The organism is Peribacillus sp. TH27 (assembly GCF_016650915.1).
Lineage (GTDB): Bacteria > Bacillota > Bacilli > Bacillales > DSM-1321 > Peribacillus > Peribacillus butanolivorans.
The window spans coordinates 1,973,490-1,990,676 of record NZ_JAEKEV010000002.1 but is presented as its reverse complement, the minus strand read 5'-3'; the positions used below and the strand labels follow the sequence as shown (position 1 = coordinate 1,990,676).

Sequence of the window (17,187 nt, the reverse complement as noted above, 5' to 3'; positions counted from 1 at the left end):
TATAGGCTTTTACAGTAGCTAATTGAGAAAAATGATTGTTCCAGCTAGCACTACAAAATTTAATAATCAACTAACCATTCTATGTAAAGGAATAACTGAACTAATGAAATCTACTAAGAGGATTACCAACCACAATATTTGTTATAGTGGTCGGCTTAGTGTTGGAGGTAAAATATGGAAATTGACATTATGAAACCTAGCAAACTAAATAACTGGTCAAAAACGAATAATCCCCAAAGTAAAACAGTTAAAATAGCCCAGCTATCGGATTCTTCGATTTTTCGTTCCATTTCTATTAAAAAGTTAACCTCATTTCTCAACGTATCTGTAGATCAGCAATAGCGTATAAAACTGCGGACCCACTGATTTTCACTCTATCTCCCGAAGATTTGCAGTATAATGTTCCTCCGCGTTTGGAAAGCTGTCTTGCTACCATTTCATTCTTACCAAGACGTTTTGCCCAGTAAGGAATGAAATTACAATGTGCAGAACCACAAACAGGGTCTTCATTCACCTTGAGATTCGGGAAAAAGGATCTAGAAACAAAATCGTATTTATTACTTTTCGCCGTGATTGAAACGCCCAAACCATCCGGCAATTTTTCTAGCTTAGAAAAGTCAGGGGAGGCATTTTGAACATCCTCTTCCTTTTCCAATACTAACATCAAATCTCTGCCCAGATAGGTTTCTATAGGCTTAACACCAAGAGCTTCGACTATTTGATCTGTTAGAGGAAATTCTTCTGGCATCCTGCTTGGAAAATCCATTTCGTAAAGTTCATCTTTTTTTAATACAACAAGTTCACCACTCATTGTTTGAAACTTGATTTCCTCCACATTATTTTCGTAATAGTTGGCAATTACATAAGCCGTTGCCAAAGTAGCGTGGCCACAGAGTTCAATTTCGTCTGCCGGCGTAAACCATCTTAATCTGTAGCTTTCACCCTCTTTCACAGCAAATGCTGTTTCAGAAAGGTTGTTTTCAGTAGCGATTTTCTGCATAGTATCATCCGACAACCATTCTTCCATGATGCAGACACCAGCAGGATTTCCTTCAAACACTTTTTCAGCAAACGCGTCTACCACGTAATATTTCATTCTAATAACCTCCTTGTCTTTATCTAAAACTCATATTTACAAAATTACTTTATCATCGTAATTGTATGCTTTCAATGATATTATTGTATGCAATACAATTATCTGGAGGCTCAATATGCCTGTAAATTCATTTGAAAATTACCCCATGACGTGGAAACCAGATAAGAAACAGCTTGCTTCTCCAATATATAGATCCATTGCAAGCTTATTAGAATATGATATTCTCAATGGCTACCTATCACCTAATACCAAACTTCCGCCTCAAAGAGAACTAGCAGATTATCTTGATATTAATCTTAGTACAGTAACCAGAGCTTTTAAAATATGTGAAGTTAAAGGATTAATTTACGCTGTTACCGGAAGTGGAACCTTTGTCGCTCCTAATGTGGGAAATGCTATTTTCATGGCAGATAGCGAAGAGAATAAGAGTTTCATAGAGATGGGTATTATAGAACCACTTGATTGCTCAAATGCATTAGTAGCAGAAACGATTAAAAGAATTGTCACTAAAAATTATTTGAAAAAATTATTGGATTACAGACACCCATTAGGCATGCCTTATCATAGAATGGCAGCCAAAAAGTGGATGGAGCGTTTTAACATGGATATATCTGTTGAAAATATCGCGATAACTTCAGGGGGGCAAAATTCCCTTACACTGATTTTAATGTCCCTGTTCAATCCCGGGGATAAAATTGCGGTGGATACGTATACTTATCCTAATTTTATAGAATTGGCGAATATGCTTAATATTCATTTAGTTCCAGTAGAAGGAGATACCTTTGGAATGTTACCAGAACGGTTAGACGCCATATGCAGGGCTAATCATTTGCAGGGGATCTATTTAATTCCTTCCTGTAATAATCCGACTGCTATCATTATGGATATGAATCGAAGAAAAGATATAGCAAAGGTCATAAATAAACACAACCTTATACTAATGGAAGATGACATATTTTCTTTCCTCGCACCGCAAGGCTATTTACCGATTTCACATTTTGTACCGGAACGGTTTGTTTATAGTTTAAGTATCTCTAAATCACTAAGCTCCGGAATGCGAGTTGGATTTTTGGCCTACGCTAATCAGTTTGCCGAAAAAATCACGCACGGAATTTTCAATATCAATATAAAAACCTCCTCATTAAATGCAGAAGTTATAACTGAGTTGATCAATACTGGCAGTGCAGAGAAGATTATTTCGCAAAAGAAAGAAATTGCAAAAGAACGTAATCTTCTCTATCAAAAATATTTTCAAAAAGAAAATTCTAACGAAAACCCGTTGAGTTTCTTTCGTTGGCTTCCGTTGCGCCAAAAGTATCAGCTGAAACAGTTTGAACAGAACGCTTTGGAACATGGTATTCATGTTTATCATTCCCATCGTTTTTTGGTCAAAAATGATAAATCCGATCAGTTTATTCGTATTTCGCTGACATCGGCCAAGGATTCTGATGAATTAGAGAAAGGGCTTTGCATACTTAAGAATTTCTTACTAAATATCGAATGAAAAATGATGTATTTTAAAGGAACTGACTTGCGGTGTTTTGGCTCACGTTAGAAGTGGTTAAATATCATCTCGAATGACAGAAAAAGGACAAATTACCGAATTTGAAGCTTAAGGGCTCCACGAGCCGGCAAGCAGTCGTTTTCTAACCCACCATACAACTCTATTAGGTATTAGAATTCAGCAATTATTGGAATCTGGGCGAATAAATATTCTAACTCCATTTCATATTAACGGAGTTTAACCAACAAACGATAAAATAACTTTTGTGAGAAAACTAAACGAAGAAGAATTCACGATCGGTGATATCGATGAAATAGTTGTGAGTGCTGTGGCAGTCCTGTTCTAGCGAAATTGGAAATTAAAAAAATTCTTGTAGCGAATAAAAGCAGAAGACCAATCTGAAACCAGGCTGGTCTTTCAAGAAGATTAAAGTAAAAAATTTTAAGATATATAGTTTTCACTTGAATATATAAGAATATGCTTATATAATGATCAGGAAATGAGACGGTAGAAGTTTATCGTTTTTAAGATATAAGTATATAATTATTTAACAATTAGTTGAGGAGGGGTAAAATGCAAACGAATGAAGCTGCGGATATAGAAATTGCTGCGAGCATTCTTAAACTTCTAGGTGATAAAACACGTTTGACCATGGTTAAAATCATGTCTGAGCATGAATGTTGTGTCTGTGAATTTGTGGACTTGTTCGATATGAGCCAGCCAGCTATCAGCCAACATTTACGTAAGTTGAAAGATAGCGGAATTGTGAATGAAGCGAGAAGAGGACAATGGATATTTTACTCGTTAAACCAAACATCTTCGTATTACTCATTTATTCAAACCGTTATCAAGGACTTGCCAAGTCAAGCATTTAAAGTAGAAGAATTAACAGCACAAGGAAAACGAATTTGTTGTGACTAACTAGGAGGTACTACTTCAGTGGGTTCAGTTATTTTGGCAATTATCATCTTTTTATTAACGCTCGTACTTGTCATCTGGCAGCCAAAGGGATTGTCGATTGGATGGTCAGCTTGTGGCGGAGCGGTATTAGCTTTACTTGTGGGTGTGGTGGATTTTACAGATGTCATAGACGTGACATCAATTGTCTGGAACGCAACGCTCGCCTTCATCGCCATTATTATTATCTCCCTTATTTTAGATGAGATAGGCTTTTTTGAATGGGCGGCTTTACATATGGCTAGAGCGGCCAAGGGAAATGGAGTAAGGATGTTTGTCTATGTAAGTGTCCTGGGTGCTCTTGTGGCTGCTTTTTTTGCAAATGACGGAGCAGCTCTTATTCTTACACCGATTGTATTAGCAATGGTTCGTGCCTTAAAGTTTAGTGATAAAATGATTTTTCCATTTATCATAGCTAGTGGTTTTATTGCCGATACAACCTCACTACCTTTAGTGGTAAGTAATCTTGTAAACATTGTGTCCGCAGATTTCTTCAATATCAGTTTTGCCGAGTTTGCATCAAGAATGATTGTACCAGATCTTTTTGCACTTGTAGCAAGTATCTTGGTTTTATATCTATTTTTCCGTAAAAGCATTCCGAAAAATTATGATGTATCACAACTTAAAAAACCAGTGGAAGCCATTAAAGACCAAAGAATGTTTCGGTTGTCTTGGATAGTACTAGGAATTTTACTTATTGGTTATTTTTCAAGTGAATTTATTAGGGTACCTGTATCCATTATTGCAGGTATTGTTGCTATTTTCTTTCTAATGATGGCTAGAAGGAGCCCAGTGGTCAACACGAAAACCGTTATTAAAGGCGCGCCATGGGCAATCGTGTTTTTCTCAATTGGCATGTATGTAGTGGTTTACAGCCTACGAAATGTTGGATTAACAAATGTATTAACGGATTTAATCCAAGTTACCGCCGATCAAGGGCTATTTTCAGCAACGATTGGGATGGGCTTCATTGCCGCCATTCTCTCATCGTTTATGAATAACATGCCAACTGTGATGATTGATGCCCTTGCCATTTCCGACACCAATACAACAGTAGTGATTAGGGAGGCCCTTATTTATGCAAATGTCATAGGTTCGGACTTGGGCCCGAAAATTACACCGATTGGTTCTTTGGCTACATTATTGTGGCTACATGTCCTTTCATTAAAAGGCGTGAAAATCTCATGGGGAACCTACTTTAAAACGGGAATCATCTTAACCATTCCAACATTGTTCATCACATTAGTTGGCTTATATATATGGTTGCTCATTATTCATTAAACACTTACTTTACTTTAAAAGGAGAGATACAATATGGCTAAAAGAACCCTTTACTTTTTATGTACAGGTAACTCTTGCAGAAGCCAAATGGCAGAGGCATGGGGCAAGAAATATTTAGGAAACGAATGGGAAGTGCTTAGTGCAGGAATTGAAGCCCATGGGTTAAATCCAAATGCCGTAAAGGCAATGAATGAAGTTGGAGTGGATATTTCCAATCAGTCATCAGATATCATCGACACTGACATTTTAAATAATGCAGATTTTGTTGTGACTTTATGTGGTGATGCAGCAGACAAATGTCCAATGACGCCACCGCATGTTAAACGGGAACACTGGGGCTTTGATGACCCAGCAAAAGCGGAAGGAACAGATGAAGAAAAATGGGCTACTTTCCAACGTGTTCGTGATGAAATTGGAGCAAGAATTGAACGTTTCTCTAAAACAGGCGTATAAATAACATTGAAAAGCCGCGAGTGATCTCTCGGCTTTCGTTTTATCCATAGCATGAGTAAATGATTATATATTGAGGGGAGATGAGCTAGTGATGAAAGTTGAAAACTTTGATCCGTCAATGTGTTGTTCAACCGGTGTTTGCGGGCCAAGTATTGATCCTGAATTAACAAGGGTGGCTTCAGCTGTTTATTCTTTTATCCATTACTACAATCATCAACGAATCAAGGGAAAATTAAAAGGCATGAGCCCGGTAGATTACCGGGTTCATGCCTTTGAGGCTGCCTAATTAAATAAACTGTCTAACTTTTTTGGTTCACTTCAATTCGGCAGCTGTCTTCTTAATTAAATTTTAATCTTAACCTTAGCATCTTTTTGAAGCTCTTCCACATGTTTCACAAGCTTTTCTTGTTTCTTTTGTTGCTCTAGTAGCTTCTTGATTTGCGGCTTCATTTCTTCAAGTTTCTGTGCCTCTTGCCCACTTGCCTTCGCTTGCTCCTTAACCTGGTCGTAATACTTTTCAATTTCTTCATCAGTTGCTTCTTCTACTTTAATCTCTTTATCAACGTACTTCGTATACGGAATATCTTTAGCAATCTGAGTTTTCAACTTTTCCAAATTCAACCCTGCTTGTTTCATCGCTTCATTAAATTTCTCATCATTCTCGTATCGGCCTTTCATTTCTGCAAGTTGCTTTTCGATTTCATCCTTGGAGGCTGTGTAGCCCTTTTTTTCAGCAGCTTGAAGCAGCAGTCTTTGCCCCACTAAAGAATTGATCGTTTGCTCTTTAATTTGTTCGGCTACTTTCTTCGAGGTTGGATCTTGTCCCAATTGTTGCATCTGCATTTGTGTCGTAGACAGCATGTTATTATATTCCGCACCTGAAATTTTCTCGTCATTGACGATGGCCACTGTTTTCTTTTCATCTACCTTTTGCTTGTCTAGTTTCTTCTGCAATTCTTCCATCTGTTTTTGCTGATCCTCAGTTGTTTTAGCCGTTTCTTTCTCGTCATTTTTTTTATCAGCTTCATCGTTCGAACCACAAGCTGTTAAAAATACTGCCAATAATCCAATAACGATAGGGTACAATAGTTTCTTCATATCCGTTCTCCTCTCGTATTCGAAACTAAAAAATCATCTAATGCGAATTATAAATGAATTTCCCTTTAAAACACAATATAATCATTCTTTTTTCCAGAAAACAGGAAGATAGTTTAGGCATTACCTCATATAAAAGGTGCAACTTTCTAGGAAACTGAATCAATTTACCCTTCATAGATTCAATAAGCTGAAAAGAGATAGTAAGACAAACATACACGAACAAAAGGGGAAATTATTTCGATCCATCCATAGCAGAGACTTTCATAGACTATTTTAAGAGCAAAGATCTGATTGTATAACAAGATACATATAGAAACGCCTGGGGTTGTATTTAAGTAGTTGATAAAAAGTTTCATATCCTACTTAATAATGAAACGTTTTAATTAGCTATTTCAGAATTATTATTTGATAGAACAGAAAACTTTGTGAAAATTCCTTGAATTGTCATATATATAGATATAAGTAACTACTGTATCTGAGTTATTTATGGTATTATATACCTGGTAATTAGATTGTAGTTCAGGAGGAAGTTCATTGTTTTTTAAGAGATTCAATTCACAAAAAGAAAACATAGTTAACATAGCAGGGAATGCTAAATTGGATATACCTAGGGGGACGGAGATTGAAAATCAAGTGCAAATGATTAGCCTAACTAAAGAGGATCTTCGAATCATGAACCGTTTACAACCCATTGTCATTGAGAAAATTGATGATATCGTAAGTGAATTTTATAAAAATTTAGAAAATGAACCTTCCTTATTAACCATCATCCATGATAAGAGCTCGATTGATCGATTAAGAAAAACCCTTAAAAAACATATTTCCGAGATGTTTGATGGCGTTATTGATCAGACCTACTTCGAAAAAAGGATACAGATTGCCCAGATTCATGTTAAAATCGGACTTAAAACAAAATGGTATATGTGTGCCTTTCAGGATCTTCTCCTTTCTCTTACCACTATCATTGAAGAACACATAGAAGATCGAGTGGAAGCTTTTCTAGCTGTAAAGGCTGTAACTAGACTATTAAATCTGGAACAACAATTAGTGCTGGAAGCGTATGATTCTGAAACGGAAAGATTGAGAGAACAAGACGAAGAGCAAAAAAAATGGATGAAGGAACGTGTGGCAAATTCTTCAGAAAACCTCGCGGCGATTTCCGAAGAGACTAATGCATCCTTCCAACAATTAAGGGTTCAGTCCCATGAAATTGTTACACTTGCAAACAAAGGGACTGCCTTATCAGTGCTAGCAGAAAAACGAGCTGGAAAAGGGAAAAATCAGCTAAGCAAACAAAATGACACGATGGTGAATATCCATCAATCGGTCAATGATATATCAGGTGATGTAGAGGTATTGCTCGAAATTTCGAATAGGATGCAGGTCATTGTGAATATAGTAACAAGCATTGCCGAACAAACAAATTTATTAGCTCTAAATGCGGCAATTGAAGCAGCACGAGCGGGTGACGCTGGAAAAGGTTTTGCTGTTGTAGCTGGAGAAGTTCGTAAGCTTTCCGAAGAAACTAAAAAGTCAGTAACAAACGTATCCACTTTAATCATAGAGACGAACGCTCAAGCTGGAAAATTAACACACTCTCTCGAAAACATTAGGGAGGCTGTAAAAGACGGTAATGAAAGCATGAAAGAAACGGAAAATCATTTTGAACAAATACTAAGAACGATGGGTGAAACGAAATTCCAAAATGACAAGATTGAAAATGAATTAGTTTCCTTTGTGAATGTGGTGAATGAATTAAGTCAAGCATTTGAAGAAGTAACTTTATCTGCCGATAGCCTTACCATGATTACACAAGAATGAAGTAATTTGATGGAGGTATAGACATTGAAAGTTAAATCAAGTGTACCACTTGAATTGGTGTGGTATTTAAAGCTGGCGGATGCCGTCATCATTACGGATCACCATCATCGCATTGTTGATATTAATGCGTATTATGAGCAAACCACTGGGTATTCAAGAGACAACATCATTGGATTCAAGGCTGGATTTTTAAAGTCAGGGTTAACACCTCCGTGTACCTACACGTCCCTTAAAAGAGAATTAAGGAAGGGGAATCCTTGGTCAGGGGTCTTCACCAATCGAAAGAAATCAGGAGATATTTGGCATTCCTCGATTACAATCACTCCGATTCATATAGAGAATCATCTGTATTTTGTTGGGGTTTTTCGCGAATTGGAGCAATTGAAAGAAGGGGTTTATCTTTCGGAAAACAAAAGAGTCGAGAACCAGAGAGAATTGTTAAAGGTCCTTGCTATTTCATGCGAAATCCGAGATCCTGGCATCGAAGAGCATTTATTGAGAGTACAAATCTTAACCGAGAATCTGGTTTTGGCACATAATCGAAGAAACCATTTAGAACTATCTAAAAGCTATATTAACCATATTGCTCATGCAAGTATTTTACATGACATCGGGAAAGCGGAGATTCCTGAAGGGATTTTATATAAACCAGGTCCCTTATCTCCATACGAACGGAAAATCATTGAGATGCACCCATTAATGGGAGCTGATATTTTGAATAAGATTTCAAGGGAAATAAACCATGAGATGATCAGCAGTCTGGAAGTTGCTGAAAACATCATCACCTACCATCATGAAAAATGGGATGGAACGGGATATCCCTATCGTTTGAAAGGGGAAGATATTCCATTAGAAGCTAGAATTGTAGCCATTGTGGATGTGTTCGACGCATTGATCAGCAGAAGACCTTATAAAGATTCATGGCCAGTGGAGCGAGCGTTATCTTACATACACGAACAAAAGGGAAAGCATTTCGATCCATCCATAGCGGAGACTTTCTTAGACTATTTTAAGAGCAATGATCTGATTGTATAACAAGATACATATGGAAATACCTGGGATTGTATGTAACAGAAAAGGTATTAATCGGAAGGGGGCTGCTGAGAAATCGGCAGTTTTTTTGTAGTGGCTCTATAAAAGAGTAGAGATTCTATACTTAAGAAATAGAAATACTAGTTATGCTTGATACCAAAGTTACCTCTAGATCAACTTCTTTCTTATAAAAATCCAGCTACTATTTCAGATGAAGAATAAAGACTATGCCACTAGTACTGGTACAAACTTTAATAAAATAGACGAAAAATGGGAAAATGGTTAGAAAACATGAACTTCAAATCCACCATCTATTAACGTATTCATCGATGAATAAGTAGAGATTTAGAAAGGATCTTTGATATCTCAGACATTCCTTCTTCTATTGTTTTCTTTACTTACCTTTCATATAAGGTTAATACTCTACTAATAGTTTCACCTTATTATGAAGTAAGAACTGAACTTTATAGGGTGATCTTCAATAAAATGTAAGTTTGTAATACTATAAATATCCAATCCAGTTTTTGCGATGAAAAACAGGGAGACTTTGTTTATAGTAATGGTTTTTTGAATTGGAACTACATAGTTTTTCTTCACGTATTTTTTGTAATCCTTATATGCTCACCATTGAAATCGATAGCTTTATCCCTATAAAACAGTTACTAGAAGAGAATGGGAGATTTTTTATGAAGAATCAAGAACCACATGAAGGGTTGGATAGACGGAATTTTATTAAGATAGGAGGAATGAGTACACTTGCCTTAACACTTGGATTCTCTGGACTTTCAGATGATTTATTTAGCACCACAGCACTCGCTGAAGAAAAAGATGACATTTCTCTACAATTTAATCGTAATGGAAAATTAAAAATCGTTCAATTTAATGATACACAAGATGATGAACGTATTGATCGTAGAACATTACAGCTTATGGAGAAAGTGCTTGATACAGAAAAACCTGATTTTGTTGTGCTTAATGGAGACATTATTACGGGTGGATGCGATACACCTATGGAGATGAAGCAAGCCATTAACAATGTTGCACATCCTATGGAACAAAGAGGAATCAAGTGGGCTATTACCTTTGGAAATCATGATGAAGATTCTACCCCGAAGGGCGGTCTTGATGAGGAAGACATGCTCAAAATCTATCTTTCTTATAAATACAATATGAACAAGCCTACTGTCGAAGGTATTACTGGGACAGGTAATATGAATTTACTTATAAAGGATTCAAAAGGAAAAAAGGCAGCTTTCAACCTCTGGCTTCTTGATAGTGGAAGATATGCACCAAAAACCATAGCGGGTCAAGATTTCCAAGGATATCCTACGTGGGACTGGCTTCGTTTTAATCAGGTAAATTGGTATTATGAGACGTCTAAGAAGTTAGAGAGAAAATGGCGAAAAAAAATTCCTTCACTCGCTTTCATCCATATTCCTCTTTGGGAACACAGGTTTATGTGGTATGCGAGCGTAGACCAAAGAACAGACTCTAATCATGAGATTGCCGTTAAAAAGCATAATATAGTAGGAGAAAGAAATGAAGAAGAGTGTATGGGACCAATCAACGGGGGACTGTTCTCAGCGATGCTGGAGAGAGGCGATGTCAAGGGCGTTTTTTGCGGTCATGATCATATAAACACTTACGTAGGTAATTATTACGGAATCTTGCTTGGGTATGCGGGCAGTACCGGGTTCGGTGCTTATGGTCTGCCGGGAGCTGAAAGGAACAGACTACGGGGCGCCAGAGTATTTAATCTAGATGAAAATACAGCTGAGGTTCTAGTAGAAACGCATATGGTATTCGCGAAGGACTATGGCATTGACTTGACAGCTAATGATCAGAGTATTGACCCTGTGCCTCTAGAAAACAACAAGAAAATTAAAGGGTAAAGCGGTTTTAAAGAGTTAAGTACATTTACTTGTTTTTGGACAGAATTGTCCCATTAAACAACTTCTTCCAATTGATTGTTCAATAAAGGAGTAATTCTATAATTTATATTTATCAAGCTGAAAATTACTAGACAATCGGGCGCTTATCTAGAATAACGAAATTATTAATTTATCTTTGTCAAATCGTAATCTTGTAATACTACAAAAAAGGATAGATAAAGCTGATTAAGTTCTGTTTTATCTATCCTTCATTTTACCTTTTAAAAAATGACATTATTTATTACTTCTTTGTTATCAAAACATTTCATCATAACCTTGACTTTTAATGGAAATATCAGGTTTTTTTCGTTTGCATGGTCCCCTTCATTACATTTCTTTATTCTTACCTCTTTTAAAGTAAGACAAGACTACGATGATCAAAATCAATAATATTAAAATATTCCTTACATCCTCCGATGCCTGCAACACTTGGGTCACTGAATAGGCCTCGATAAGGAGGGCGGGCAGTTTTCCAATAGATGTAGCGATGAAGAAGATTATTACACTCGTCTTACTTATTGCTGCTGTAAGATTAATTACGCCGGAAGGTATAAAAGGAAGGAGTCTAAGCATTAGGAACATCCAAAATGCACGCCATCCTTGTGAGTTTTGTAGTTGTTTTAACCATCGGTTCTTCAAGAATTTCGGTTTGAAAGATTGAAGGCCTTTTCGATATAACCAAAAGCTAATTACTGCTCCTGCAATTTCTCCAATGTAAGATAGAATTAATCCCTTTTCAAAACCAAACACAGTGATATTGGCGGCAGTGATAAACACACTTGGAATAAACCCAAGTACACTAATTAAAATGTTTAATAATACACTTACGGCAATAGAAAATGGGCCACTTGATAATAATGCTGCAGAAATGATCTCTATATCAATCAAACAGAACTCCATTTATAACCGATACCCCAAACTGTTTTCAAATGTTGGTCTACTGGAAAATCGACATGGCGCAATTTCTCTCGAATATTTCGGATATGAGAATCGATGGTCCGATCTTCTGTATCCGTTTTGAATCCCCATATGGTCGATAGCAGATGATCTCTAGAGTACACTTTGTTAGGGTATTTTAGAAGTAACCCTAACATAGAGAACTCTTTTGGTGTTAACGGGATGGCCTTAAATTGATAATGCGCTTCATAAGCAGATTCATTTAAAGTTATTCCGTTAAATTTTACATATCCCGCTGGATGATTGCGTACCCGTCGCGTCACAGCTTCGATTCTAGCAAGTAAAACTTCTTCATTAAAAGGTTTAGTCACATAATCGTCGGCTCCCTTTTTTAATCCTTTTACCATTTCTTCTGCCGCATCACGAGCGGTGAGCATGATAATGGGAACATCAGAAAACGCTCGGATTTTTTCACACGTTTCCCATCCATCCATTTCAGGCATCATCACATCTAGAATGACCAAGTCAGCCTGATTTTCCCTTAAGAACAAAAGCGCTTCATGTCCAGAGTTCTTCTTCATGCATGTATAGCCGTGAGGTGAAAGATATAATTCTATAAGATCAAGCATTCTCTTTTCATCATCAACTAGAACTACTGTCTTCATTTTTTTTCTCCTTAAATATAATAATGAAGCACGTACCTTGCTCTATACTACTTTTAACTGAAATGGTTCCTCCTTGAACTTCCACTAATTGCTTAACAATAGAGAGCCCCAAACCAAATCCGCCAGTAGCTCTCGCGCGTGATTTCTCAACACGGTATAAACGATCAAAAACATGGGGGATGTCTGCTTTCGGAATTCCTACTCCTTGATCTATTATAGAGATGGAAATACTGCCAATTGATTCAATGGCTTTGATAGTAGTGACCGTATATTCATTCGAGTATTTTAGCGCATTGTCCAGTAGGTTAAGAAGAACTTGTTCAAAACGGGAAGGATCAATATCCATAAATAAATTATCCTTACACTCCAGGTTTAATTGTATATTTTTATTCGTAAAAGCAGGTAACACTTTTTCATAAACGGATTGCAGGAATGAAGAGAGAGGGACGGTTTCTTTTGAAATCGTAAATGTATTAACATCCATTCTTGCTATATTGAATAGTTCATCTAATAAACTGTTTAGTCGTTTTGATTCTTCATGGATGATCTCTAAGTATTGTGTTCTTTCTGGTATATCTAAATCTTTTCGCCGTGCAATATCAGCATAGCCCTTAATATACGTTAGTGGTGTGCGGAGTTCATGAGAGATACTTGCCAAAAATTCATTACGTTCCTTTTTTAAATAGTTTAACTCATTAGCTAAGCTTTGAATGGACTGTGCAAGTTCCCCTAATTCATCTTTTGAACGTACAGGTACAGATACAGAAAAATTCCCTTTGCTTAATTTGGTCGTTGCTTCTTTCATCGTAATAAGAGGTCTAGTCAACGCTTTTGATAGAAAATAAATGGTTATAAGCATAAAGAAAAGGAGCAATAAAGTAGCAAAGAGAAAATGTTTGTTCAATTGAGAGATTAAATCTTCAACATCTCCGGTATTTTTGAACATATAGACATAGCCTTCATTTACTTTATCGCTGTTAAATGGTGTAACGGTGGCTATATATCTTTCTTCCTTCCAACTTGATTGGATGATTAGACCTTTTCTTGGTACTTGGGAGAGTTCCTTTTTTAAGATTTTCTTCATTCCGCTATTGACCTTTTCAGACGATAATAGGATATCGCCTTTTGTATTCGTAATCACAACATCTGTATCGGTATGTGATTCCATCAGGCCGATGTGATGAAGAGTTGAATTGTCATAAGAGATTTCTAACACGTCACGATGACTATTGCCACGTGACTTTAGTGATTCTAATTCTTGATTGATACGAGAATGAACTACTTTATTGTGTAAATAAATCATGGAAACAGTTTCTATTAAGAAAATGCATACAAACATCCATAAACCTAATTTAAAAGAGATTTTCACGTGTATTCACCTTCTTATTTATTGAGAACAGTGTATCGTAAAAGTATGAAGAAAGTATGCAGATTTTTATATACCTTATCCCGTTACAAAGTTTAATAAAGTAGAAATTAACATTCGCTGAGACATAGTTACTTAAATAACGATAATCTGAAGTGTAAATTGTTGCAAGGGGGACCATAAGCTTTCCATACAAGAAAGGGTTGGAAAATAAAACTCCGAGGAAATCGGGAAATAATATTTTAGTCTATACAAAATGTTTTGCATAAAGGAAACATTTTATTGTGATTGAATAGAATGTAAAAAAAGGAGCTGATTTAAAATGTGTTGTACAAACCGTACGCAAAGAAAAATAATGGTTTATTCCGCTTTATTTAAAAAAATGGGTATTCTCAATGAAGAGGAATACAAAAATATCGCGAAAACTTTTCAAACGAAGTATTGAGCATTGGGTATTCATAAGTTTTTATTCCACGTTGAGCAGGTTGTAAAACCCCCACCTTTAAATTTCGAATAAGGCGGGGGACTGTCTGTAAAAATCCACATTTGTTCACACATTGATGTTAATTACATACTTATTGAAAAGGGTCCGCCAAAATTGGGAGCCTTTTTGCTGTAGATTGATTGTATGAAAACTATTATTCTTAAGAAATAGTTTGAAGGAGTTGCTTGTGTTGCATCATTAAAGTTGGAATTATTCTAATCGTGAAAACGTTATTTATTACCCTTATGGGGATATTAGGCTATTAATCATTTATTAAGAAAACTGCCGAGGAATCGGCAGTTTTTTTGTGAATCGGAAATCGGTGTTTTAAATTGATGAGGAAAAGGCAAGTTTTGTTGTGATCCGGTGGTTTTCTCTGCGATAATAGAATAAATGAATCGAAAAGGAGTTACAAAGGATGGCAGAGGACTTTAAGATTCCCAGCTTAAAAGTTGATGAGATCGATAAAAAAATCATTTCGATTTTACATGAAGATGCACGAATTTCATATACGGACTTAGCAAAGAAAGTGGAACTTTCTAGAGTAGCGGTTCAAATGAGAATTAATCATCTTGTTGAAAACGGTGTGATTGAAAGGTTTACTGCGGTCATTAATCCAGCTAAGGTCGGTATTCAGGTTTCTGCGTTTTTTAATGTTGAGGTCGAGCCTAAATATTTGGAATCGGTGGCCAATCAACTAGAGAATGAACCAGCAGTGACGAGTTTGTATCATATGACTGGTCCAAGCAAGCTTCATATGCATGGGATCTTTACTGATAATCAAGAGATGGAACGCTTTCTTAATGAAAAGTTGTATGCGGTCAAGGGGGTTGTGAGCGTTGATTGCCAAATTCTCATTAAACGTTATAAGAGCCGGATGGGAATGAAACTTTAATAAAAAAAAAATCCACCATTTGGTGGATTTTATTATTTATGTGAGAGGGATGATAAAACCGCCGTATGCAAAGGCAAGAATGATCACGAATGCTGGGTGAATTTTGAACTTGCCTAAAGCTAAGAAGGCCAATCCTGCGATGATAAAGGAATGGATGTAACCGATGGACCCGACAGCATCAGCGGCCATATTCCATGTGAGCAATAACATCATGATCGCAATCACGGGCTGCACAAGTAGGGACATGCCTTTTACGATGGGTGATTGCTTGTATTTTCGCAGGATTTTTAATAAATAGATCAAAGCCACTGCTGAAGGGATGATGGTGCCTGCCAATGCAGCTAAAAATCCTGGCCAGCCATATACATCATATCCTACATAGGCGGCTATTTTGGTGGCGATCGGTCCTGGGAGTGAATTTCCTAATGCAAGCATTTGTGAGAACTCGGTATTATCAAGCCAGCCGTAACGGGTGACAATTTGATCATACATAAGCGGAATCGAGGCTGGACCTCCGCCGTAACCAAGAATATTGGCTATGAAAAACGCTAGAAAAACAGCGACACCAATAGGGATGATAATAAGACCCATTACGCGGATTCCTCCTTCCTATCAACCTTTTTATTCTTCAATCTATCTTTTAATTTAAAATGAAACGCCCCATATAAAAGGAAAATCATAATGACAATACCCGGATGCAAGGATATGATCTGCAGAAGGAAAAAGGAAATCGCAAAAAAGGTGATTCCGAGTACTTTTCCTAAACCTTTTACCGCCTTTTCGCCAAACTCATAAGCCATTTGACCAAGCATGACGGCAACAACTGGCATTACAGCAGCGATCATATTGCTGATTATGGCTGAATTACTTAAAACATTAATGAACGCAATCAAGAAAACCATCGCAAAGCAAGAAGGTAATATATGAGCTGCCACACTAACGAGGGCTCCCGGCCAGCCTTTTAATTTATAACCAAGATACGCTGCCATTTTGGTGGCAATCGGTCCTGGGAGTGTATTGGCGATCGCCAAGGTGTCCCCGAATTCATCATCGTCGAGCCAATGATAACGGGAAACTGCTTCGTGACGGATGAGAGGAATTACAGATGGTCCCCCGCCGAATCCTAAAATCCCCGTTCGCATCATCCCAACAGTTAATTCCGTATATGGATTTTTCACAAAGATTCCTCCTGTTTTTGTATTGAAATTAAGAATTAATTTCCATGATTATGTATTTATAATAACAAAACTAGTTTCAAAATGTACATATAATTTTAATAATAATTACGAAATGAATGATTTTTTTGTATTTATTAAGATAATAGACAATATAAACGAAAAAATATCATCTTTTTGTCTAGAAAAGGCGAATTTAAATTACGTATAAAGAAGAAACAATTTATATACAATTACGGTTTGTTTTTTTGAAAATTCAAATAAATAAAAAGAGGGGACTTACATGACTAAATCCATAATTGGAACGAAAAGTTTGGTGGTAAGCCCTCATTATCTAGCATCGATGGCAGGGAATAAAATTCTCGGGAGGGAGTGCTTTTGATGCGGCAGTCGGTTCTTAATGTAATAAACGGTATGTTGAGAACAGCATGTAGCTTTGAAACAAAGATTGGTCAAATTAATACAAGGAACCTTGATAAATGAACAAATTGAAAGAGCATGTTTTGAAAAAAAGTTTGATCAAAACATGCTC

General features: G+C 36.6%; 16 protein-coding genes and 1 pseudogene. 10 read left to right on the top strand and 7 right to left on the bottom strand.

Annotated features, from left to right (window positions below; translation table 11 throughout):
- Window positions 1-316: 316 nt before the first annotated feature.
- A complete protein-coding gene (locus JFU24_RS11025) occupies window positions 317-1,096 on the bottom strand; it encodes a PhzF family phenazine biosynthesis protein (RefSeq protein ID WP_201182284.1) in 780 nt (259 codons plus the stop codon).
- A gap of 115 nt (window positions 1,097-1,211) precedes the next feature.
- On the opposite strand from JFU24_RS11025, the gene JFU24_RS11020 reads away from it, so the two are divergent.
- The 5 genes from JFU24_RS11020 (at window position 1,212) to JFU24_RS30735 (ending at window position 5,577) form a co-directional block, all read left to right on the top strand.
- Entirely contained in the window at window positions 1,212-2,600 is a 1,389-nt protein-coding gene (locus JFU24_RS11020; RefSeq protein WP_201249950.1) for an aminotransferase-like domain-containing protein, read from the top strand.
- A gap of 573 nt (window positions 2,601-3,173) precedes the next feature.
- Complete coding sequence (locus JFU24_RS11015) at window positions 3,174-3,521, top strand: ArsR/SmtB family transcription factor (RefSeq protein ID WP_201182281.1); 348 nt, start codon at window positions 3,174-3,176, stop codon at window positions 3,519-3,521.
- An 18-nt stretch (window positions 3,522-3,539) separates the two neighbouring features.
- On the top strand, window positions 3,540-4,838 hold the full coding sequence (locus JFU24_RS11010; protein ID WP_201249949.1) for an ArsB/NhaD family transporter: 1,299 nt from the start codon (window positions 3,540-3,542) through the stop codon (window positions 4,836-4,838).
- A gap of 33 nt (window positions 4,839-4,871) precedes the next feature.
- Window positions 4,872-5,291 carry an arsenate reductase (thioredoxin) gene (gene arsC / locus JFU24_RS11005; protein ID WP_201221890.1) on the top strand — a complete coding sequence of 140 codons (420 nt, stop codon included), beginning with the start codon at window positions 4,872-4,874 and terminating at the stop codon, window positions 5,289-5,291.
- 91 nt (window positions 5,292-5,382) lie between these two features.
- Window positions 5,383-5,577, top strand: coding sequence for an arsenic metallochaperone ArsD family protein (locus JFU24_RS30735; RefSeq protein WP_207196517.1), 195 nt, complete (start codon window positions 5,383-5,385; stop codon window positions 5,575-5,577).
- 56 nt (window positions 5,578-5,633) lie between these two features.
- On the opposite strand, the gene JFU24_RS10995 is transcribed toward JFU24_RS30735, so the two are convergent.
- Window positions 5,634-6,389, bottom strand: a complete 756-nt coding sequence (locus JFU24_RS10995) for a SurA N-terminal domain-containing protein (RefSeq protein WP_201221886.1) — start codon at window positions 6,387-6,389, stop codon at window positions 5,634-5,636.
- Between the two features lie 534 nt (window positions 6,390-6,923).
- Here JFU24_RS10995 and JFU24_RS10990 point away from each other — a divergent pair.
- The 3 genes from JFU24_RS10990 (at window position 6,924) to JFU24_RS10980 (ending at window position 11,134) form a co-directional block, all read left to right on the top strand.
- A complete protein-coding gene (locus JFU24_RS10990) occupies window positions 6,924-8,210 on the top strand; it encodes a globin-coupled sensor protein (RefSeq protein ID WP_242485322.1) in 1,287 nt (428 codons plus the stop codon).
- 24 nt (window positions 8,211-8,234) lie between these two features.
- Window positions 8,235-9,245, top strand: a complete 1,011-nt coding sequence (locus JFU24_RS10985; protein ID WP_201249948.1) for an HD domain-containing phosphohydrolase — start codon at window positions 8,235-8,237, stop codon at window positions 9,243-9,245.
- Between the two features lie 683 nt (window positions 9,246-9,928).
- A complete protein-coding gene (locus JFU24_RS10980; protein WP_201221882.1) occupies window positions 9,929-11,134 on the top strand; it encodes a metallophosphoesterase family protein in 1,206 nt (401 codons plus the stop codon).
- 366 nt (window positions 11,135-11,500) lie between these two features.
- On the opposite strand, the gene JFU24_RS10975 is transcribed toward JFU24_RS10980, so the two are convergent.
- Genes JFU24_RS10975 through JFU24_RS10965 form a run of 3 tightly spaced genes read right to left on the bottom strand, consistent with a single transcriptional unit; the run spans window position 11,501 to window position 14,104 of the window.
- The gene (locus tag JFU24_RS10975) at window positions 11,501-12,061 is read right to left on the bottom strand and encodes a TVP38/TMEM64 family protein (RefSeq protein WP_201249947.1); all 561 of its coding nucleotides are present in this window, start codon (window positions 12,059-12,061) and stop codon (window positions 11,501-11,503) included.
- Window positions 12,058-12,735 (bottom strand): response regulator transcription factor, encoded by a 678-nt coding sequence (locus JFU24_RS10970; protein WP_098176539.1) that lies wholly within the window; start codon window positions 12,733-12,735, stop codon window positions 12,058-12,060. The genes JFU24_RS10975 and JFU24_RS10970 overlap by 4 nt, the downstream gene beginning before the upstream one ends.
- Window positions 12,713-14,104 (bottom strand): HAMP domain-containing sensor histidine kinase, encoded by a 1,392-nt coding sequence (locus JFU24_RS10965; protein WP_313888942.1) that lies wholly within the window; start codon window positions 14,102-14,104, stop codon window positions 12,713-12,715. Before JFU24_RS10965 ends, JFU24_RS10970 begins: the two co-directional genes overlap by 23 nt.
- 899 nt (window positions 14,105-15,003) lie before the next feature.
- Between JFU24_RS10965 and JFU24_RS10960 the strand changes: the two genes are divergently transcribed.
- Window positions 15,004-15,480 (top strand): Lrp/AsnC family transcriptional regulator, encoded by a 477-nt coding sequence (locus JFU24_RS10960; protein ID WP_053344757.1) that lies wholly within the window; start codon window positions 15,004-15,006, stop codon window positions 15,478-15,480.
- A 36-nt stretch (window positions 15,481-15,516) separates the two neighbouring features.
- On the opposite strand, the gene JFU24_RS10955 is transcribed toward JFU24_RS10960, so the two are convergent.
- A complete protein-coding gene (locus tag JFU24_RS10955) occupies window positions 15,517-16,071 on the bottom strand; it encodes a chromate transporter (RefSeq protein ID WP_201182262.1) in 555 nt (184 codons plus the stop codon).
- A complete protein-coding gene (locus tag JFU24_RS10950; protein WP_201182260.1) occupies window positions 16,071-16,658 on the bottom strand; it encodes a chromate transporter in 588 nt (195 codons plus the stop codon). Before JFU24_RS10950 ends, JFU24_RS10955 begins: the two co-directional genes overlap by 1 nt.
- 280 nt (window positions 16,659-16,938) lie before the next feature.
- On the opposite strand from JFU24_RS10950, the pseudogene JFU24_RS30225 reads away from it, so the two are divergent.
- A pseudogene (locus JFU24_RS30225) lies at window positions 16,939-17,047 on the top strand (hypothetical protein); the annotation flags it as partial.
- Window positions 17,048-17,187: the final 140 nt, after the last annotated feature.